Genomic DNA, 19,734 nt, shown 5'->3' on the forward strand with positions numbered 1-19,734 from the left:
GAAACGCGGTAGCGCCGATGGTAGTGTGGCATTCGCCATGCGAGAGTAGGACACTGCCAGGCTCCTAATTACGGTCACAGCGATGTGATTGGCCAAAAATGCAGACGCATTTGGCTGGTAGCAAGACCCTGAAAGCCCGCTCTCACGAGCGGGCTTTTTTCATGTCTGAAATTCCGGAAGGAATAGATCCTCCATGTTACCTTCTGCTTACTTCCTCTTTTCAAATCATATGTTTACTGGCCGGACATCTGGCGTTAGCACGCAATAGGCTTGTATCTGTCATATAACTCGGTAGAGTGAAGAGATGTGATGTTCGCCTGCTTTTCTGCAGATGGCTTTTCGTATCAGGCGTAACCTACCCCCCGCTTTTATCAACCTTGAGTTAGTGGTATCGATATGGAACAAGTAAATAAATCTACTTTTAGCGATGTATTGGAATACGTGCGTATGTCTCGTCGTCAGAACAAGCTCAAACGCGAGATCACCGATAACGAGAAAAAAATCCGTGATAACCAGAAGCGAGTACTGTTGCTCGATAACCTGAGTGACTACATCAAGCCGGGCATGAGCATAGATGAAGTTCAGGCCATCATCGCCAACATGCGCACCGACTATGAAGAGCGAGTCGATGACCATATCATCAAGAATGCTGAGCTCTCCAAGGAGCGTAAGGAGCTGAGCTCCAAGCTGAAAGCGATGAGCTCCCAGAAGTAATCCATCCAGGATAGAGATATTGAACACCGGCACATCGCCGGTGTTTTTGCATGAGTACAGCGGGTTAGAACGAGACAATCGACTCCCATTTTGGAGGTCGGCCTGTTACCATCGGCACGAAGCGGTGAATAGTTTTCAAGCCATTGACTTGAAAAGACTAAGCTTGAGTGAAACACAATAAATTGCGTAACCATGGTGGGCAAATATGGGCGCATTACAACGGACGGATCTGGATACAGTGGCACCTCAAGAGTTTCCCGTCCCGCCAGAGGGCGGTCCCAAAAAGCGCAAGCGTCGCTCCTGGTGGCGTTGGCTATTCTGTCTGTTTATCTTGCTCTGCCTGATAGCGGCAGGCCTGCTGATCGCTTACGAGATGAAGACCTCCAAGCTTCAATCACAAGAGATTTCCCGTTATGCGGCCAAGCTGACATATCAGGTCGAGCCAGGGCCGAGCAAACAGATTATCTTCCCGGATGACGGCCCCTTTGATAAACGGTTGGGCTATGTCTTGTTGCCCATGATGCAGGAGCGCTTGCTTCAGCGAGGCTATGAGGTGAGCGCGCAGGTACGCTTCTCCGATGCGCTCTACGACTATGCCAAACGTGGTTTCTTCGTACCATACACCGAGAAGGTGCAAGCTGGTCTGACCCTGCATGACTGCCGGGCCGACTCTTTCTACGCGTTCCACTATCCCACTTATTACTACCCCGATTTTGCCACGATCCCGCCTCTGGTCGTGCAGTCTTTGCTGTTCATCGAGAACCGCGATCTGCTGAGTAATGAGCAGCCCTTGGCGAATCCCGCTGTCGACTGGCCACGCTTTACCAAGGCGGCCGTCTCCCAGCTTGGCAAGGCGCTGGACATGGAAGGGCAGTCGGCGGGTGGCAGCACCCTGGCGACCCAGGTGGAGAAATACCGGCACTCACCCGATGGTTTGACCGTCTCGCCGACTGAGAAAATCCGTCAGATGATTTCAGCCAGCGTAAGGGCTTATCGATTGGGGCCTGAAACCCTGGAAGCGCGTAAACTGGTCGCCTGGGCCTACCTCAACTCTGTCCCCTTGTCGGCGGCCCCTGGTCATGGCGAGGTGCATGGACTGGGTGATGGTCTCTGGGTATGGTTTGGTGCCGATGTGGCCGAGGTGAATCGCCTGCTCGATCCTGCGCGCAATCAGGATGCCTCCCTGGACGATAAAGGGTTGGCACTGCGCCAGGTGGTCTCCTTGATGATCGCCCACCGTCGTCCCTCCTACTACCTCGCTCAGGGGCGTGATGCCCTGTCCGCGCTCACCGACAGCTATCTGCGTCTCTTTGTGCAAGAGGGCATGATCACCCCGGATCTGATGGCGGCTGGCCTTAAGGCCAAGATCAAATACCGGGATTTCTTGCAGTCACCTGCTATTACCAAGGTCAATAACAACAAGGGGTTGCAGGTTGCTCGCACTCGTTTGAGCCGCCAGCTAGGGGTGCAGTTGTACGATCTGGATCGCATGGATTTGACCGCCGAGACCAGCCTCAATATGCCGCTGCAAAAAGAGATCACTGGCTACCTGCATCAGTTGGCCGATCCCGTCTTTGCCGAGAAAGTCGGTTTATTTGGTGAGCGGTTACTCTCGCCGGAGAAGACGGGGGATGTGCGTTACAGCTTTACCCTGTTCGAGAAATCCCAGGATGGCTTCAAGGTTCGGGTACAGACTGACAACACGGATCAACCCTTCGACATCAACGAGGGCAGCAAGCTGGAGCTGGGATCTACCGCCAAGTTGCGGGTGCTGACGACTTATCTGCAGATCGTCGCCGAGCTGCATGACAACTATGTGGAGATGCCGGCTGAGAACCTGCGCAAGCTGGATCTCTCCCCCCAGGACAACATCAGCCGCTGGGCAGTCTCCTATCTGGCCTCGGCCAAGGACAAGAGCCTGTCCACCATGCTGGAGGTGGCACTGGATCGCAAATATTCGGCCAGCCCCTATGAAGGCTTCTTCACGGGCGGCGGCATGCACACCTTCAACAACTTCAACAAGTACGATAACAATCGCAATCCATCGATCCGTGACGCGCTGCGAGAGTCCCTCAACCTGCCATTCGTGCGTCTGATGCGTGATCTGGTGCGCTATACCCTCTACAAGGAAGGTAACCGCAATCAGCTGCTCAAGGATGACAAGGATCCGCGCCGCACCGAGTATCTGACCCGGTTTGCCGATAAGGAGGGGCAGACCTATTTGCTGCGCTTCTGGCGTAAATACAATGGCAAGACCCCGACCGAGCAGATCGATACCTTCCTCGATGGGCTCAAACCGAGTGCGAGTCGTTTGGCGGCGGTGCATCGCTATCTCTACCCCGATGCGGATTTACCGACCTTCACCGCCTTCCTGGATGCGCGTCTGCCCAAGGTGCTGCGTAATCAGTTGAGTGAAAAGCGTATCAGCCAGCTCTATGACTCTTATGGTCCAGGTAAGTATTCACTACCGGATCAGGGCTATATCGCGCGGGTACACCCTCTCGAACTCTGGCTGGTCTCCTATCTCAAGGCCTATGAGAAGGCGACGTTCGCCGATGCGGTGCTGGCGAGTCGGGACGAACGTCAGGAGGTCTATAGCTGGTTGTTCAAGACCCGCCATCGCAGTGCCCGCGATACCCGGGTTCGTACCATGCTGGAGGTGGAGGCCTTCCTCGATATTCATCAGCGCTGGGCGAAGGTGGGCTATCCGTTCGATCACCTGGTGCCCTCTCTGGCCACTGCCCTGGGCAGCTCGGGCGACCGGCCAGCGGCTCTGGCCGAGCTGATGGGTATCATTCAGAACGATGGCATCCGGGCACCGACCTTGCGCATCGACCACCTGTCGTTTGCCAAGGGCACGCCGTTCGAGACCGAGTTTGAGCCACTCCATACCCAGGGTGAGCGGGTGCTACCCTCCGAGGTGGCGACAGCCCTGCGAGGTGCGCTTTCCAAAGTGGTGGAAGGCGGCACGGCGCGGCGCATCTCTGGCGCCTTTACCCTGGCCGACGGCACAGTGCTGACCATGGGTGGCAAGACGGGGACAGGGGACAACAGGCTCGAAACCGTGGGACGCTACGGCAACGTCACCAGCTCCCTGGCTCGTAACCGCACGGCTACCTTCGTGTTTTTCATCGGCGATGATCACTTCGGAACCCTGACCGCCTATGTACCTGGCAGTCAGTCAGACAAGTTCCGCTTCACGTCGGCGCTGCCAGTGCAGGTGCTCAAGGGCATGGCACCCTTGCTCACACCTTATCTGGTGCCTGGGACCCAGACCCAGTGTCTGGCGCCGGTTGCGGGTTGAGAACAAGGGAATGCCAGATACGAAAACGGGGCCTGATGGCCCCGTTTTTATAGCGATATCCGTCCATCACTTCCCTTACAACTGGTCTTCTATCTCGCCACGCAGATATTGGTAGATCTCGCGAAATGCCGCAGGCGGCTTGTTATGCTCGCGCTCTTTCTTGGCGTTGCGGATCAACTGGCGCAGCTTCTGGCGGTCCAGTTCATGGAACTGGGACATCAGTTCATTGAGAGCCTCGTCCCCTTCGACGATCAAGCGCTCGCGCCACTGCTCCAGGCGGTGCAGGCGAGCATTGATGGTGGAGTGGCGATTCTTGAAGATCGACAGTGCTTCGGTGATGGGCGCTATGTCGCGACTGCGCATCAGTTTACCGATGAACTGCAGGTGACGGCGGTAGGACTCATCCTTCTTGGGCTTGAGTTTACGACCCAGTTCGATAGCTTCCGCCAGCTCTTCGTCCAGTGTGATACGTTCCAGCTCGCTGTGGCTGAGATCGACGAGATCATCACCCATCTGCTGCAGTATCTCGGCCTCACGCTTCAACTGGCTCTTGCTGGGGCCCCAGTCATCCAACTCTTGCTCATCGTTAAAGTGGCTCATTATTCTTCATATCCTGTCATTCGCGTTTGGTCGATATGTTACCAGTTTCTCCCGCTGGGCGCAGGGGTCTGATATGCTTAGCCCCCTTCCTTTCTTCACGCAGACTTGAGTTATGACGCAGCAAGACGAAATCCGCCAGGATCAGGCGCAACTGGAGGCCGTGGTGGCCGAGGCGCTTGAGATTGCCAAAGGGCTGGGCGCCTCCTTGGCGGAGGTCTCTATCAGCAAGCAGACCGGTTTGTCGGTCAATACCCGCGGCTGCGAGCTGGAAAGCATCGAATTCAACAAGGATGGGGCGCTGGGCATCGCCGTCTACCGCAACGGTTGCAAGGGATCCTCATCGACCACGGATCTGAGCCAGTCCGCGATTCGTGCCGCCGTCGAGGCGGCCATCGAGATTGCCCGCCACACTTCGGCCGATGATTGTGCCGGCCTGGCCGATCCCGAGCTGCTCGCCTGGGATGCCCCGGACTTGCAGCTCTGTCACCCCATAGAGCTGGATCCCCAGCGTGGCATCGCATTGGCTATCGAGTGCGAGCGGCTCTCCCTGAATCGAGACAGCCGGATCAAGCACTCCGATGGTGCCGGTTTCTCCAGCCACCTCGGTATCAAGGTCTATGGCAACAGTCACGGTTTTGTGAAGGGCTATGCGGCCTCGCGTAACTCCCTGAGTTGCATGCTGATCGGGGAGCAGGATGGCGACATGCAGCGCGATTATGGCTACTCCTCCAGCCGTGACCTTGCCGGGCTCTGGAGCCCGCAACGCATCGCCGACGAGGCCGTAGAGCGTACTCTAGCCCGTCTTGGTGCCCGCAAGATCACGACCCGCCATGCTCCTGTGCTCTTCCACCCCGATACCGCAGCCGGTCTGTGGGGCCATCTGGTGATGGCCATCAGCGGCGGCAATCTCTACCGCAAGTCGAGCTTCCTGCAAGGTCGTCTGGGCGAACAGATCCTGCCTGCCTGGCTCAGGATCCAGGAGTTCCCCCATCTGCTGGGGGGCTTGGCCAGTTCGCCCTTCGATGGTGAGGGGGTGCGTACCCAGGATCGCGACATCATCCGCGATGGCAGCCTGATGAGCTGGCTGCTCACCTCCTACTCGGCGCGCAAGCTGGGGCTGACCACCACGGGCCACGCCGGTGGCATTCACAACTGGCAGGTGTCAAACACGGGTCAGAATTTCCTGGGCTTGCTCAAGGAGATGGGCACGGGTCTGCTGGTGACCGAGCTGATGGGGCAGGGGGTCAATATCGTCAATGGCGACTACTCCCGTGGCGCGGCTGGGTTCTGGGTCGAGAATGGCGAGATAGCCTACCCGGTCGAGGAGATCACCATCGCGGGCAACCTCAATGACATGTACCGCCAGATAGTGGCAGTCGGTACCGACGAAGATGAACGATCCAGCCTCAAGACCGGCTCTGTGCTGATCGAGAACATGAAGCTGGCCGGCCACTGAGTCTTTGCCCTGTACGGCAAAATAAAAAGGCCCCCTCGCCAGGCGAGGGGGCCTTTTTCATCGGCAGCATGCGGTTTAGCCGGCGATGCGCTCGATGCGACCACCCAGGGCTTGCAGCTTGTGCTCTATGTCTTCATAGCCACGGTCGATGTGATAGATACGCTCGACTATAGTGGTGCCTTCGGCGACGAAGCCAGCCAGAACCAGGCTGGCGGAGGCGCGCAGATCGGTGGCCATGACCTGGGCACCCTTGAGCTGCTCGGTGTCACGGCAGATGGCAACGTTGCCCTGCAACTCGATATCCGCGCCCATCCGCACCAGTTCCGGCACGTGCATGAAGCGGTTCTCGAAGATAGTCTCGGTGACCATGCCGGTGCCCTTGGCGACGGCGTTCAACACGGTGAACTGGGCCTGCATGTCGGTCGGGAAGGCCGGGTAGGGAGCGGTCTTGATGGTGACCGGCTTGAGGGTACGACCTGTCATGTCCAGGCTGATCCAGTCTGGGCCCTTCTCGATGAGTGCGCCCGCCTCTTCCAGCTTGACCAGTACAGCTTCCAGCAGGGAGGGATCCGTCTTGCGGCAGACAACCTTGCCACCGGTGACAGCGGCACCGACCAGGAAGGTACCGGTTTCGATGCGATCCGGCTGGACGCTGTAGGCGCCACCGTGCAGCTTCTCGACCCCGTCGATAGTCAGGGTATCTGTGCCTGCACCCTGCACCTTGGCGCCGAGGGTGTTGAGGAAGTTGGCGAGATCGACCACTTCCGGCTCACGGGCGGCGTTCTCGATCACGGTGCGACCATCGGCCAGGGCCGCGGCCATCATCAGGTTCTCGGTGCCGGTGACGGAGATCATGTCCATCAGTATGTGGGCACCCTTGAGGCGACCATCGACACGCGCCTTGATGTAACCATCTTCGATGGTGATCTTGGCACCCATCAGCTCCAGGCCATGCACATGCAGGTTGACCGGACGGGCTCCAATGGCGCAACCGCCAGGCAGGGAGACGTCTGCGGCACCGAAGCGGGCGGCCAGGGGGCCGAGGGCCAGTATGGAGGCGCGCATGGTCTTGACCAGCTCATAGGGGGCGACGTGGTTGTTGACGGCACCGGTCAGTACGGTCACGTTACCGTTGACCTTGGTGCTGGCCCCCAGCATCTCCAGCAGCTTGAGGGTGGTGCCGACATCTTTGAGGCGAGGCACGTTGGAGAGCTGGATCTCTTCGTCACACAACAAGGTGGCGAACAGGATCGGCAGGGCGGCGTTTTTGGCGCCGGAGATGGTCACTTCGCCGTTGAGAGTACAACGACCATCGATCTTGAATTTGTCCATGTTACTTAAATACCAAATCAGGAGGGCAGGATAAATTTGCGTTCACGGGCCCACTCGGTAGGCGTAAAGGCCTTGATGGAGAGGGCATGAATGGCGTTGGTGGCGATCTTGTCCATCAGCGGGGCGTAGATGGCCTGCTGCTTCTTGACCCGGCTCATGCCGTCGAACATGTCGCCGACGGCGATCACCTGGTAGTGACTGCCATCCCCTTTGACGTGCACTTCGGACAGGGGCAATGCCTCTAGGAGTAGTGCTTCAATTTCAGAGACTTGCATTATGCGTCCTCGGTTTGTTGGGCAATGGGTTGGAAAAGAGCGACGACCCCGTACAGGGTCGCCAGAGTATAGATGTCGGCGGTGGCATTGATCAGCTGTGGCTGGGCGCCCCGGGCCAGTGCGGCCTTGGCCCACTTGACCAGCAGCGCCAGCCCGGCGGAGTCGAGTCGCTCGACCTGGCTGAGGTCCAGACTGTCTTGCTGCCACCACTGATCGCGGCTCTGCCACAGAGTGATGACCTGCTCGGATTGCAGGTCGGCACCGAATGTCATGACTTGAGTACCAGCGGCTTGGCGTTGTGGGCCTGCAGCTGGGCAATCACGGCGTCTATGCCGTTCTGGCGGATCAGGCCACCGAGCTCGCTCTGCTTGGCGGAGAGCAGGCTGATACCTTCGGCCACCATGTCAAACGCCTTCCACTCACCGGTCTTGTTGTTCTTGCGCAGCTTGAATTCGAGGAAGAGATCGGGCTTGCCGCTCTCCTTGACGCTGACGCTGACTGCCGTGATGTTACCGGTCGCGGGCTTGCCCGGTTCGACCTTGACAACCTGCTTGTCAAAATGGGCAAGGGCATCGGCATAGGAGCTCACCATGTATTCGGTGAACACCTGCACGAAGGCATCACGCTGGGCCGGGGTGGTCTCTTTGATCTGGTTGCCGAGCACCTTGTAGGCAGCAAAGCGGGTGTCGATGTAGGGCAGCAGCTCTTCGCGGATGATGACTCTCAGGTGATCCGGATCCTGCTTGATTTGTGCCTGATCGGCCTTCAAGCGGGCGAAAGTCTGCTTGGCTGCGGTATCGACCAGAGCATAGGGGTCGCTCGGATAGCTCTCGGCCTGGGCCACCAAGGAGAACAATATGCTGGTCATCAGCCCGATCAGCAGGGTCATTTTCTTCAACATGGTTACTCCTTCTTGGTGTCGTCTTTGCTGTCGGAAGATTGGCTATACAAGAACTTGCCAATCAGATCCTCGAGCACTATGGCGGACTTGGTGTCTTCTATGGTGTCGCCATTCTTGAGCATGCCAGTCCCCATCTCCTCGTCGGAGAAACCGGGTGCCAGGCCGATATATTGCTCGCCGAGCAGGCCAGAGGTCAGGATGGAGAGGCTGCTGGTTTCGGAGAACTCCCCGGCACTCTTTTGCATCTCCAGCGTGACAACGGGCACCTGGGTGTTGCTGTCCAGGCTGATGTCACTGACTCGACCGACTACCACGCCGCCCACCTTGATCGGCGAGCGCACTTTCAGGCCGCCGATATTATCGAAATGGGCGCGCAGGGTATAGGTTTCTCCCTCAGGTTTAAAGCTCAAACCGGCGACTTGCAGTGCCAACGCCAGAATGGCTGCGATGCCGGCCAGCATGAAGGCGCCAACCAGGAATTCTACTTTGCTGAACTTCATCTTTACCTTATCCAAACATGATTGCGGTGAGTATAAAATCCAGGCCGAGCACGGCCAGGGAGGAGTTGACCACGGTGCGGGTCGTGGCCTGGCTTATCCCAGCCGAGGTGGGCTTGGCATCATAACCGTTAAAGAGCGCAATCCAGGTGACAACCAGGGCGAAGATCACGCTCTTGATGGCGCCCTGCATGATGTCATCCTGCCAGTCTACCGCGGCCTGCATGGCGGACCAGAAGCCGCCCTCATCGACGCCGAGCCAGTCTACCCCGACCAATTTGCCACCCATGATGCCAATCAGGCTGAATATGAAGGCCAGCAGCGGCATGCTGATGACGCCAGCCCAGAAACGGGGGGCGACCACGCGGCGCAGGGGATCGACCGCCATCATCTCGAGGCTGGAGAGCTGCTCGGTCGCCTTCATCAAACCTATCTCGGCGGTGAGTGCTGAACCGGCCCGGCCTGCGAACAGCAGCGCAGTGACCACAGGACCCAGCTCGCGGAGCAGAGAGAGAGAGACCAGCGGCCCCAGGCTGCCTTCCGCACCGAAGTCTTTCAGTACGTTGTAACCCTGCAGCGAGAGCACCATGCCGATGAAGAGGCCGGAGACCAGGATGATGGCGACCGACTGCACCCCCACCACATAGAGCTGCTGGATGAGCAGCGGGAAGTGCTTGCGCGGTTGCGGGCGACCGGCCAGGGCGTGAAACAGCATTATGGTCGCCCGTCCCATGGCGGTCAGAGACTGGATCCCGGATCGCCCCAACTGGGTTATTTGACTTATCAACATCATAGATCCTGTAGCAGTTCGCCAGCCGGGAAATGAAATGGAACCGGACCATCGGGCAGCCCTTGCAGGAACTGTTCGACCTCGGGATTGCGATCCTCCCGCAACTGCTGGGGTGTGCCCTGGGCCACGACCTTGCGATTGGCGATGATATAGGCGTAATCGGCGATGCCCATCACCTCGGTGACATCATGGGTGACGATGACGGAGGTAATGCCAAGGGCATCGTTGAGCTCGCGAATAAGTTTTACCAGCACCCCCATGGTGATGGGATCCTGGCCGACGAAGGGCTCATCGAACATGATGAGGTCCGGATCCAGAGCGATGGCCCTTGCCAGGGCCGCGCGTCTGGCCATGCCCCCCGAGAGCTGGGAGGGCATCAGGGATGCCGCGCCGCGCAGACCGACGGCTTCCAGCTTCATCATGACGATGGTGTGGATCAGCGCCTCGGGCAAGCCGGAGTGCTCACGCAGGGGGAAGGCCACATTGTCGAACACCGTCATGCCGGTGAAGAGGGCACCACTCTGGAACAGCATGCTCATCCGCTTGCGCAGGGTATAGAGTCGGCCGCGCGACAGGCTGGGCACGTCCTCACCGTCAAACAGTATGGTGCCGGCATCGGGTTTGAGTTGACCGCCGATCAGCCGCAGCAGCGTGGTCTTGCCGATCCCGCTTGGCCCCATCACGGCGGTCACCTTGCCACGGGGGATGGTGAGGCTGATGTTGTCGTAGAGCAGGCGATCGCCGTGACTGAAGCTGAGATCGGAGATGGTGATCAGATCGTTGTTCAAACAATTGTCCATCGGGTGCAAATGAAGAGCGAATTTTATGGGCTAGTCTAGGTCTAAGCAACAACAAGGCACAACTATTGAGCAGGCCAGTCCCCTCTGTCGGCGACAGTTTCCGGCCTTTCGCCCCCCATCATGCTCGCCAGAAACCATCAGATTCGCTTATCTGGACAGACTTTTTTATAATCCCGCAGCTAATTTCGGCCCGGAGCTCTCCCCATATGTCTATCAAGCCTGAAAACCTGTCTGAAATGTTCGATTTTCGTCGCAGTGCCAAAGCGGTGCTGGACATAGAGAAACAAGCCATCGAGGGCTTGCATCAGTATCTGGACGAGACCTTTGTTCGTGCCTGCCAGCTGATGCTGGGCTGCGGGGGCAAGATAGTCATCACTGGCATGGGCAAGTCCGGCCACATCGGCAACAAGATTGCCGCTACCCTGGCCAGTACGGGTACCCCGGCCTTTTTCCTGCATCCTGGCGAAGCCAGTCATGGGGACCTTGGCATGATCTCGGCAGGGGATCTCATCATCGCCATCTCCAACTCCGGGGAGAGCGACGAGATCCTGGCCCTGCTGCCGGTACTCAAGCGCCGGGGCATACCGCTCATCTGCATGACCGGCAATCCAGCCTCGACCATGGCCAAAGAGGCGAATGTGCACCTCTGTGTCAGGGTCGAACAAGAGGCCTGCCCCCTGGGACTGGCCCCGACCTCCAGCACCACGGCCACCTTAGTCATGGGAGATGCTCTGGCGGTGGCTCTGCTGGAAGCCCGTGGCTTCACCGCCGATGACTTCGCGCTCTCCCATCCGGGGGGATCCCTGGGCAAGCGCCTGCTGCTGCGGGTTGGCGATCTGATGCATGCCGGAGATCTGTTGCCCCGGGTAGGGATAGATGCCACCATCAGTCAGGCTCTGCTGGAAGTCAGCAGCAAGGGGCTCGGCATGACGGCCGTGGTCGATGGCGACGGCCTGTTGGCCGGCCTGTTTACCGATGGTGACCTGCGCCGCATCCTGGATCTGCGGGTCGATATTCACAGCACGCCTATCGCGCAGGTGATGACGGCCAACTGTGTTACCGTAAGACCGGAGATGATGGCCGCCGAGGCGGTAAAGTTGATGGAAACGAAAAAAATCAATGGCTTGTTGGTAGTTGATGCGGACAAACGACCGCTCGGTGCCTTCAACATGCACGATCTGCTCAAGGCGGGAGTGATTTGATGCAACAGATTGCAACGCCCTATGGCCCAGTGACGGCAGCCCAGCATGAGAAGGCTGCCCGTATACGCCTGCTGGTGTGCGACGTGGACGGCGTGCTCTCCAATGGCCTCATCTATATGGGCAACGATGGCGAAGAGCTCAAGACCTTCTGCACCCGGGACGGGGCAGGCATGAAGGCCTTGATGAAGGCGGGGATTGAGATTGCCATCATCACCGGCCGCAACTCGCGCATCGTCAGCAACCGGATGGCGAGTCTGGGGGTCAAGCATCTGGTACAGGGGGCGGACACCAAGCTGCCTCACTTTGAGGCGCTATTGGCCAAACTGGGCCTGGAGGCCACTCAGGCCGCTTATATGGGGGATGACACCATAGATCTGCCGGTGATGCAGGCCTGTGGGCTGGGGGTCGCAGTTGCCGATGCTCATCCACTGGTTGCGGCCCGGGCCGATCTGGTCACCCGTTTGGGTGGCGGCATGGGGGCGGTACGCGAGTTGTGCGATCTCATCTTGCAGGCTCAGGGCCATGCCGATGAGCTGGCCGAGGTGTCGGCATGATCAATCGCCAGACCTTGCTGTTCGCCGTGCTCTTCCTGGCTGCCTTGGCCATCTGGCAATTGGGAGACGTGACCCTGGCGCCGCCAGCCGCGACCAAGACAGAACATTATCAGCCGGACTTCATCGCCAAGGATCTGGTGACCACCCGCTTCGACGAGACAGGCAAGCGCAGCGAGCGGCTGGAGTCTGTCTATGCCGAGTATTTTCAGCTGCTCGAGCAGGCTACCTTCGACAAGCCCATCGTCTATCTGTTTGATGACAAGGGTCAGGAAGAGTGGAAGGTGACCGCCGAGACGGGAGTGCTCAACACGGACGACAACGTGATACTGCGCGATAAGGTCCATCTCGATGGCCTCTTGCCCACCTCCTTCATCTCCACCCTGGACACACCCTATCTGGAGCTGGACTTGGTGACCCAGGATGTGAGAAGCAATCGGCAGGTCAACATAGTCGCCAAAGAGTTCCAGACCGAGGGCGTGGGCCTGAAGGGTCATCTGGATCGCAAATATTTCGAATTACTGGATCAAGGTCATGCCATCTATTTCAATGAAAAACGTTAATCTGGCCGTCCTGGCACTGCTGCTGTGCGGCGGCGTCAACGCCAAAGAGTCCGACTTCGCCGAGAAGGTGTATGTGGACGCCGTCAAGCAGATCGCCGAGATGCAGGATAACCGCGTCACTTTCAGTGACGATGTGATCATCACCCAGGGCACCATCAAGATTAAGGCTGACAAGGTCGTGGTGATCCGCTCCGGCGAGAAGGGTGCCGAGGTGATGACCGCCTATGGCAAGCCCGCCACCTTCTTCCAGATCCTCGATAACGGCAAGCCGGTCAATGCGCACGGTGACAGCATCCGCTATGAGCTGAAGAACCGCCTGGTGACCATTACCGGCAACGGTGAACTCAAGCAGGAGGACAGCCAGGTCAACGGCGACCTCATTCGCTATGACATCGTCAAGCAGAAGATGATCGCCGAGAGCAAGGGGGAGACCAATCGCGTCAAGACGGTCTTCCTGCCTGATCAGGTTGAGAACTTCGACAAGCCCGCCGACAAGAAGCAGGACAAATAAACCATGGCCGTGTTGAAAGCAGCAGGGCTGCAGAAGAGCTACAAGAAGCGCATGGTGGTCAGTGATGTCAGCCTGGAAGTGGGCACTGGCCAGATCGTGGGTCTGCTCGGCCCGAACGGTGCGGGCAAGACCACCTCTTTTTACATGATCGTCGGCCTGGTGCAGCGCGATGCGGGCCTCATCACCATCGATGAGCAGGACATCAGCCTGCAGCCCATGCATATCCGTGCCCGCAATGGCATCGGTTACTTGCCGCAAGAAGCGTCCATTTTTCGTCGCCTCTCCGTCTATGACAACCTCATGGGGGTCATGCAGACCCGCAAGGGGCTGAGTCGGGAGGAGCGTGAAGACAAGGTTGAACAGCTGCTGGAAGAGTTCAGCATCACCCACATTCGCGACAACCTGGGCCAGAGCCTGTCCGGTGGCGAGCGACGCCGAGTCGAGATAGCCCGTGCCCTGGCCGCCGAACCGCGCTTCATCCTGCTGGATGAGCCCTTTGCCGGGGTAGATCCCATCTCCGTCATCGACATCAAGAAGATCATCCAGCACCTCAAGGAGCGGGGCCTGGGTGTGCTTATCACCGACCACAACGTGCGGGAGACGCTGGACGTGTGCGAGAAGGCCTATATCGTCAGCCATGGCCAGATGATAGCGGAAGGCACTCCCGCCGAGATCCTGGCCGATGAACAGGTCAAGCGTGTCTATTTGGGCGATCAATTCAGTCTATAGTAAGGGGAAATCACCCTTTGCTGCCTGATGACCGCCTCGCTGAATATAAGGATATCCCGACGTAGATGAAGCCGACACTCCAGTTGCGCCTCGGTCAGCAATTGACCATGACGCCACAGTTACAACAAGCGATTCGTCTGCTCCAGCTCTCCTCATTGGAACTTCAGCAGGAGATCCAGCAAGCCCTCGATAACAACCCCCTGCTCGAGCAAGAAGAGGCCGAGCAGCAGGAGACCCATGCCGAGGTCAAGCAAGACGAGAGTCAGCTCGACAGCAGCGAGGCCATGGCGCAGGAACAGATGCCGGACGAGCTGCCGGTCGACAGCAGCTGGGATGATGTCTACTCCGCCGGTACTGGCCAGAGTGCAGGGCCCGTCTTTGAGGGGGAAGAGAGCGTCTATCAGGGGGAAACCACCGAGAACCTGCAGGACTACCTGCTGTGGCAGATGCGACTCACCCCCTTCAGCGATGTCGATGCCGCCATCGCCCTGGCCATCATCGATGGCATTGATGAGTCCGGTTACCTGACCAGTCCTCTGGAGGATATCCGGCAGGCGGTGAGCAGCGAAGAGGTTGAGGTAGAGCTCGACGAGGTGGAAGCCGTGCTCAAGCGGGTGCAGCATTTCGATCCCGTGGGCATCGCCGCCCGTTCGGTGCAAGAGTGCCTGCTGATCCAGTTAGGTCAGTTCAGCCCCGATCTGCCCTGGCTGGCCGAGGCGCGGGAGGTGATTGGCGAGCACATGGATTTGTTGGGCAATCGTGACTATCGCACCCTGGCGCGCAAGACCCGCCTCAAGGAGGGGGATCTCAAGGAGGTCATCGACCTTATCCAGCAACTCGAGCCCAGACCCGGCAACAGGGTGGTGCAAAGTGACTCCCAGTATGTGATCCCGGATGTGTCAGTCATCAAGCGTCAGAATCGCTGGGTGGTGGAGCTCAATCCGGATTCGGCACCGCGCATTCGGGTCAACGAAACCTATGCGGCCATGGCCCGCCAGGCGCGTACCAGCCAGGATACCCAGTTCATTCGCTCCCATCTGCAAGATGCAAAATGGTTCATCAAGAGCCTGGAGAGCCGCAATGAGACGCTGCTGAAAGTTGCTACTTGCATCGTGGAGCAGCAGCAGGGGTTCTTTGAATATGGCGAAGAGGCCATGAAACCCATGGTGCTCAACGACATCGCCGAGGCGGTGGAGATGCATGAATCGACTATTTCCCGGGTGACTACCCAGAAGTACATGCATACCCCGCGCGGCATCTTCGAACTGAAGTATTTTTTCTCCAGCCACGTCAATACCGAAGGAGGAGGTGAATGTTCATCGACTGCAATTCGCGCCCTGATCAAGAAGCTGGTGACGGCGGAGAACCCGGCGAAACCGTTAAGTGATAGCAAGATCGCGGATTTGTTGGCCGAACAGGGTATTATGGTGGCACGACGCACGATCGCCAAATACCGTGAATCCTTGTTGATACCACCGTCCAATCAGCGCAAACGCCTGGTTTAGGCAAAACAAAAGGAAGACGTTATGCAAATTAACTTGACCGGACACCACGTAGAGATCACCGAAGCACTACGTGATTATGTGAATAACAAGTTTGCCAGACTCGAGCGTCACTTTGACCAGATCAACAATGTTCACGTGGTGTTGAGCGTAGAAAAACTGAACCAGATTGCCGAAGCCAAGCTACACGTCAGCGGGGGCGAAGTGTTCGCCAACTCACAACATGCAGATATGTATGCTGCGATAGATAGCCTGCTCGACAAACTTGATCGACAGATCATCAAGCACAAAGACAAGCTAAATCAAAAATAACTATGCAACTTGAACACATACTGAGTCGGGACTGCACCAAGAGTGCGGTCCCTTGTACCAGCAAGAAACGCGCCCTGGAAATCATCAGCGAACTGGCCGCCGAGCGGCTGGGAACCTCACGCCAGGCCCTGTTTGAATGTCTGCTTGCCCGTGAAAAAATGGGTAGCACCGGCATAGGTGCCGGGATCGCCATTCCCCACGGTCGTATCGGCGACGAGTTCCCGCCGACGGCCGTCCTGATGACCTTCGCAGAACCCATCCCCTTTGACTCCATCGACAATCAGCCCGTCGATCTGCTGTTTGCGTTGCTGGTGCCGGAGAGTGAGTGCAAGCAGCACCTCAAGACCCTCTCCCTGATGGCATCCAAGCTCGGTGACAAGGCGGTGTGCCGCCAGTTGCGCCAGGCCAGCAGCGATGATGATCTCTACCAGATCATGATCTCCGCCTGATGGGCATCACTCAGCTCTAATCAATCCTTGTTGTGGGAGGGCGCAAGATGCAGCTCATCGTAGTCAGTGGCCGATCCGGGTCGGGCAAGACAGTCGCCCTGCGGGTGCTGGAAGATCTCGGTTATTACTGTGTCGACAACTTGCCGGTCAATTTATTGCCCCAGCTGATCGTGTCGGTACAGAGTCAGTACGACAAGCTGGCGGTCAGCATAGACGTGCGCAATCTGCCCAGCGATCCGGAGCGGCTAGAGACGCTGCTTGCTCAGGTGCGCAACGATGGCAGGGTGCAGTACAGCAGCTTCTTCTTCGATGCCGAGAACAGTACTCTGCTCAAGCGCTATGGCGAGAGCCGCCGCCTGCACCCGCTGTCTCGCAAGCGCCTCTCATTGGACGAGGCGATCCGTGAAGAGACCCATCTGCTGGCGCCTATCTCGGCCAGCGCCGACCTGCGCATCGATACCACAAGCCTCAGCATCCATGACCTGAGCGAGCTCATCAAGACCCGGGTGCTCGGCAAGAAAGAGAACGAGCTGGTGCTGGTGTTCGAGTCGTTCGGTTTCAAATATGGCATTCCCAAGGATGCCGACTTCGTGTTCGATGCCCGCTTCCTGCCCAATCCGCACTGGATCCCCGAACTCAAGCCCTTTACCGGCAAGGACGAGCCCGTGGCTCGCTACCTGGCCAGTCAGCCGGACGTGATGCAGTTCACCCTGCAGATAGAGAACATGCTGGCGACCTGGTTGCCAGCCCTGGAGCGCAACAACCGCAGCTACCTCACGGTCGGCATTGGCTGTACCGGTGGCCAGCACAGGTCGGTGTTTATCGCCGAACAGCTGGCTCGCACCTTTGAGGGGCTCGGCAAGAACGTGCAGATCCGCCATCGCACCCTGGACAAACGCGATCCGCAACATTGATGGCCCAACGGGAGGTCAGATGACAGTTTCCGCCTCGGTAGAAGTGAAGAACAAGCTGGGCATGCATGCGCGCCCGGCCATGATGCTGTTCGAGCTGGTACAGGGGTTCGATGCCCATGTGCTGCTGCGTAACGAAGAGGGGGTCGAGGCCGATGCCGATAGTGTCATCGGCATGCTGATGCTGGATTCTGCCCAGGGCAAGCAGGTGGAAGTGCAGGCCGAAGGGCCCCAGGAAGAGGCGGCCCTGGCCGCAGTGGTGGCGCTGTTCACCTCGGGTTTCAACGAGGAGTAGGGCCGATCACTCCCCTGGTTAGTGGGGCCCGGTGCGTGCCAGCGCCTTGAAACTGGCGAAGTTTTCACAGGCCAGCAGACTCTTGCTGGCCTTCTCGTTCATCAGGCTGATGAAGAGATCGTAGAGGCCCATGGCCTCCTCATAGTCCCCCTTGCTGATGGCCAGCACGAAGATGAGGCTGGCACTCTCGCCGTTGCCCCACTCTATGCCTTGTGGCGCCAGCACCGTATAGACACAAGTACGCTTGGCCAGCAGGCCGAGGGAATGGGGCAGGGCTATCCCTTCCCCCAGCATGGTGGAGACGATGTGCTCGCGCTCGAACAGAGAAGCGCGAAAACCGGCCTCGACCATCTCTTCCGCTTCCAACTGCTCGCAGACTCGCATCAGTAGCTGACTCTGGTTGATGGCTTCATTGAGAATAAGGAAGTGGCGCTCGCTGAAGTATTTGTCGAGCAGGTAGGGGCGGGTGCGATCGATCAGCACCAGCTTGCCGAGCTGCTCCAGCTGATACTGGGTCGGAAAAGGGTTGACCTGTACCACTGGGATGCCCTTCTCGCTCACCCGTACCGTGCTTATCACGAAATCCTGATCCAGCCTGTCCAGGGCCTCGTAGTCGCGCACCGAATCCAGGCTGGTGAACCTCAGTTGCGGGTATTCACGTCTGATGCTGGCCTCCAGTACCCGGAAGGTGGCATTGCCCGCATCGCAGAGCAACAGGGCATGGGGGCGACGCTCGTAGCCGATGTCGTAGTGACGCTCCAGCCCGACACCTATGTGGATCACCAGGTAACCAATCTCGTGGTTGGTGAGCCGGTAAGGGGTCTGTCTGATCCACTCGGAGATGGCGGCAAGGGTGATGTCGTAGGCGAGGGGGTAGTGCTGCTTGATGTGCTCGGCCAGCGGGTTGTGACTGCCTATCTGGTATTTGACCCGCAGCAGCATGGTGCTGATGTGGGTGAGCAGATCCCCGCGCAGCTGGGCGTCGTGGCGCAGGTCATAGGGGAAATGCTGATGGATATAGTCGAGCAGATGGCTGACGAGCCGCTCACTCTCCGCGGCCATGACCGGATTGAGCAGGGGGTTGTCGGCAATGACCCGCGCCTGGATCTGGATGGCCAGACAGGCCAGCTCGCTTGCACCCGGCCGGGTCAGGCTGGGCAGTTGCGCGAAGATGGCTTCGGCCGCCGTCAACATGCTGTCCGTCAAGTCTTCGGTATCGAACTGGGCCAGCTCATGCCCTGCGGCGAGACGCAGCAAGGCGACGGCGCAGTAGATGGTCAGCTGCTGCAGCCCCTCATCGGTCAGTCGCAACTGGTGGCGGCTGAGTTGCTCGTGGATCCGGTTGCCGAGTACCTCCAGGGTCTTGCTGGGGCAGAGGGTGGGCAGCAGGCTCTGCAACTGGGTGTTATGGAGCAGCTCCTGATAGAGCAACTGGGTCAGGCAGGCGCGGATCGCCGTCTCCTCGCCCTGGATGCGCATGCCGAGGCGAGCCTTGCTCTCTATGGTCAGCCCGAAGTGAGCCAACCGCTCGCGCACCTCGGCCATGTCCCCCTGCAGTGCCGCCCGGCTCAGATACCAGGTATCGGCCAGGTCTTCCAGCCTGATCCCCTGCTCGGCGCTGAGCAGCATGATCTGCAGATGCAACACCCGCTCCCGGCTGGTGCGTGGCAGGCTCGCCTCCTGCTGGCGGCTGGCAAGCAGCGCATCGAAGAGCGTCTGGTTGTAGATCTTGAGCCGATAACCGGCACCACGCTGATGAATGAGGTGGGCACCGTGGTTGGCGATCAGCTCATTGAGGGTAGAGACATCGGTGCGCACCGTGCGGGTCGAGACCTGCAGCTGGCGCGCGAGCTCCTCCTGGGGCAAGGCTTGATCGCGCAGGGCATCCAGCAACTGGTTCAGGCGGGGAGTGGGAAACTTCATAGGGGTCTGGGTCGCTCCGATCTGGCCATGAGGGGATGAGGGATGGGATCATATCGACAAATCATTCAATAACCCAACCCGACCAGCTGGGTCGGGTTGGGTGTTAACCAGGGGCTA

The 19,734-nt window shown here is 58.6% G+C and carries 22 protein-coding genes; 13 read left to right on the plus strand and 9 right to left on the minus strand.

The genetic code is table 11. From position 1 onward, the window contains the following. The first annotated feature begins 396 nt into the window (after nucleotides 1-396). On the plus strand, nucleotides 397-714 hold the full coding sequence (tmaR, locus tag M2367_RS11830; protein WP_042041924.1) for a PTS system regulator TmaR: 318 nt from the start codon (nucleotides 397-399) through the stop codon (nucleotides 712-714). 205 nt (nucleotides 715-919) lie between these two features. After that, nucleotides 920-4,018, plus strand: coding sequence for a transglycosylase domain-containing protein (locus M2367_RS11835; RefSeq protein WP_259236808.1), 3,099 nt, complete (start codon nucleotides 920-922; stop codon nucleotides 4,016-4,018). A 75-nt stretch (nucleotides 4,019-4,093) separates the two neighbouring features. Here the strand turns inward: M2367_RS11835 and yjgA are convergent, their stop codons facing one another. Then, nucleotides 4,094-4,618, minus strand: a complete 525-nt coding sequence (yjgA, locus tag M2367_RS11840; RefSeq protein ID WP_042041922.1) for a ribosome biogenesis factor YjgA — start codon at nucleotides 4,616-4,618, stop codon at nucleotides 4,094-4,096. A 112-nt stretch (nucleotides 4,619-4,730) separates the two neighbouring features. On the opposite strand from yjgA, the gene pmbA reads away from it, so the two are divergent. Next, nucleotides 4,731-6,074 (plus strand): metalloprotease PmbA, encoded by a 1,344-nt coding sequence (gene pmbA / locus M2367_RS11845; protein ID WP_259236809.1) that lies wholly within the window; start codon nucleotides 4,731-4,733, stop codon nucleotides 6,072-6,074. Between the two features lie 75 nt (nucleotides 6,075-6,149). Here pmbA and murA read toward each other — a convergent pair whose 3' ends face one another. The 7 genes from murA to mlaF are packed head-to-tail and all read right to left on the minus strand — an operon-like array spanning nucleotide 6,150 to nucleotide 10,669. Continuing rightward, nucleotides 6,150-7,406: a UDP-N-acetylglucosamine 1-carboxyvinyltransferase gene (gene murA / locus M2367_RS11850; RefSeq protein WP_042041919.1), complete on the minus strand. Its 1,257-nt coding sequence runs from the start codon at nucleotides 7,404-7,406 to the stop codon at nucleotides 6,150-6,152. A gap of 17 nt (nucleotides 7,407-7,423) precedes the next feature. Next, complete coding sequence (ibaG, locus tag M2367_RS11855) at nucleotides 7,424-7,681, minus strand: BolA family iron metabolism protein IbaG (protein WP_005891007.1); 258 nt, start codon at nucleotides 7,679-7,681, stop codon at nucleotides 7,424-7,426. Further along, the gene (locus M2367_RS11860) at nucleotides 7,681-7,953 is read right to left on the minus strand and encodes a lipid asymmetry maintenance protein MlaB (RefSeq protein ID WP_042041917.1); all 273 of its coding nucleotides are present in this window, start codon (nucleotides 7,951-7,953) and stop codon (nucleotides 7,681-7,683) included. The genes ibaG and M2367_RS11860 overlap by 1 nt, the downstream gene beginning before the upstream one ends. Continuing rightward, nucleotides 7,950-8,582, minus strand: coding sequence for a phospholipid-binding protein MlaC (gene mlaC / locus M2367_RS11865; protein ID WP_042041916.1), 633 nt, complete (start codon nucleotides 8,580-8,582; stop codon nucleotides 7,950-7,952). Before mlaC ends, M2367_RS11860 begins: the two co-directional genes overlap by 4 nt. A 2-nt stretch (nucleotides 8,583-8,584) precedes the next feature. Beyond that, the gene (mlaD, locus tag M2367_RS11870) at nucleotides 8,585-9,082 is read right to left on the minus strand and encodes an outer membrane lipid asymmetry maintenance protein MlaD (protein ID WP_259236810.1); all 498 of its coding nucleotides are present in this window, start codon (nucleotides 9,080-9,082) and stop codon (nucleotides 8,585-8,587) included. A gap of 7 nt (nucleotides 9,083-9,089) precedes the next feature. Continuing rightward, nucleotides 9,090-9,869 (minus strand): lipid asymmetry maintenance ABC transporter permease subunit MlaE, encoded by a 780-nt coding sequence (mlaE, locus tag M2367_RS11875; RefSeq protein ID WP_259236811.1) that lies wholly within the window; start codon nucleotides 9,867-9,869, stop codon nucleotides 9,090-9,092. Beyond that, a complete protein-coding gene (mlaF, locus tag M2367_RS11880) occupies nucleotides 9,869-10,669 on the minus strand; it encodes a phospholipid ABC transporter ATP-binding protein MlaF (protein ID WP_042041913.1) in 801 nt (266 codons plus the stop codon). The genes mlaE and mlaF overlap by 1 nt, the downstream gene beginning before the upstream one ends. Before the next feature lie 206 nt (nucleotides 10,670-10,875). Here mlaF and M2367_RS11885 point away from each other — a divergent pair, with 206 nt between their 5' ends. The 10 genes from M2367_RS11885 (at nucleotide 10,876) to npr (ending at nucleotide 17,694) form a co-directional block, all read left to right on the plus strand. Next, the gene (locus tag M2367_RS11885; protein ID WP_042041912.1) at nucleotides 10,876-11,871 is read left to right on the plus strand and encodes a KpsF/GutQ family sugar-phosphate isomerase; all 996 of its coding nucleotides are present in this window, start codon (nucleotides 10,876-10,878) and stop codon (nucleotides 11,869-11,871) included. Further along, complete coding sequence (gene kdsC / locus M2367_RS11890) at nucleotides 11,871-12,425, plus strand: 3-deoxy-manno-octulosonate-8-phosphatase KdsC (RefSeq protein ID WP_259236812.1); 555 nt, start codon at nucleotides 11,871-11,873, stop codon at nucleotides 12,423-12,425. Before M2367_RS11885 ends, kdsC begins: the two co-directional genes overlap by 1 nt. After that, nucleotides 12,425-12,985: an LPS export ABC transporter periplasmic protein LptC gene (gene lptC, locus M2367_RS11895; protein WP_042041962.1), complete on the plus strand. Its 561-nt coding sequence runs from the start codon at nucleotides 12,425-12,427 to the stop codon at nucleotides 12,983-12,985. Before kdsC ends, lptC begins: the two co-directional genes overlap by 1 nt. Then, entirely contained in the window at nucleotides 12,972-13,496 is a 525-nt protein-coding gene (lptA, locus tag M2367_RS11900) for a lipopolysaccharide transport periplasmic protein LptA (protein WP_042041910.1), read from the plus strand. The genes lptC and lptA overlap by 14 nt, the downstream gene beginning before the upstream one ends. Nucleotides 13,497-13,499: 3 nt before the next feature. Next, nucleotides 13,500-14,225, plus strand: coding sequence for an LPS export ABC transporter ATP-binding protein (gene lptB / locus M2367_RS11905; protein ID WP_042041909.1), 726 nt, complete (start codon nucleotides 13,500-13,502; stop codon nucleotides 14,223-14,225). A 65-nt stretch (nucleotides 14,226-14,290) separates the two neighbouring features. Then, a complete protein-coding gene (locus tag M2367_RS11910; RefSeq protein ID WP_259236813.1) occupies nucleotides 14,291-15,730 on the plus strand; it encodes an RNA polymerase factor sigma-54 in 1,440 nt (479 codons plus the stop codon). Nucleotides 15,731-15,751: 21 nt separating this feature from the next. Continuing rightward, nucleotides 15,752-16,039 carry a ribosome hibernation promoting factor gene (gene hpf, locus M2367_RS11915; RefSeq protein ID WP_042041907.1) on the plus strand — a complete coding sequence of 96 codons (288 nt, stop codon included), beginning with the start codon at nucleotides 15,752-15,754 and terminating at the stop codon, nucleotides 16,037-16,039. 2 nt (nucleotides 16,040-16,041) lie between these two features. Next, complete coding sequence (ptsN, locus tag M2367_RS11920) at nucleotides 16,042-16,488, plus strand: PTS IIA-like nitrogen regulatory protein PtsN (protein ID WP_042041906.1); 447 nt, start codon at nucleotides 16,042-16,044, stop codon at nucleotides 16,486-16,488. Between the two features lie 47 nt (nucleotides 16,489-16,535). Then, entirely contained in the window at nucleotides 16,536-17,402 is an 867-nt protein-coding gene (rapZ, locus tag M2367_RS11925) for an RNase adapter RapZ (RefSeq protein ID WP_224431891.1), read from the plus strand. A 19-nt stretch (nucleotides 17,403-17,421) separates the two neighbouring features. Next, complete coding sequence (gene npr / locus M2367_RS11930) at nucleotides 17,422-17,694, plus strand: PTS phosphocarrier protein NPr (RefSeq protein ID WP_005891045.1); 273 nt, start codon at nucleotides 17,422-17,424, stop codon at nucleotides 17,692-17,694. Nucleotides 17,695-17,712: 18 nt separating this feature from the next. Here the strand turns inward: npr and M2367_RS11935 are convergent, their stop codons facing one another. Then, on the minus strand, nucleotides 17,713-19,617 hold the full coding sequence (locus M2367_RS11935) for a transcription antiterminator (RefSeq protein WP_259236814.1): 1,905 nt from the start codon (nucleotides 19,615-19,617) through the stop codon (nucleotides 17,713-17,715). Nucleotides 19,618-19,734 lie beyond the last annotated feature (117 nt).

The sequence above is a fragment of the Aeromonas sp. BIGb0445 genome (genome assembly GCF_024809075.1).
GTDB lineage: Bacteria > Pseudomonadota > Gammaproteobacteria > Enterobacterales > Aeromonadaceae > Aeromonas > Aeromonas rivuli.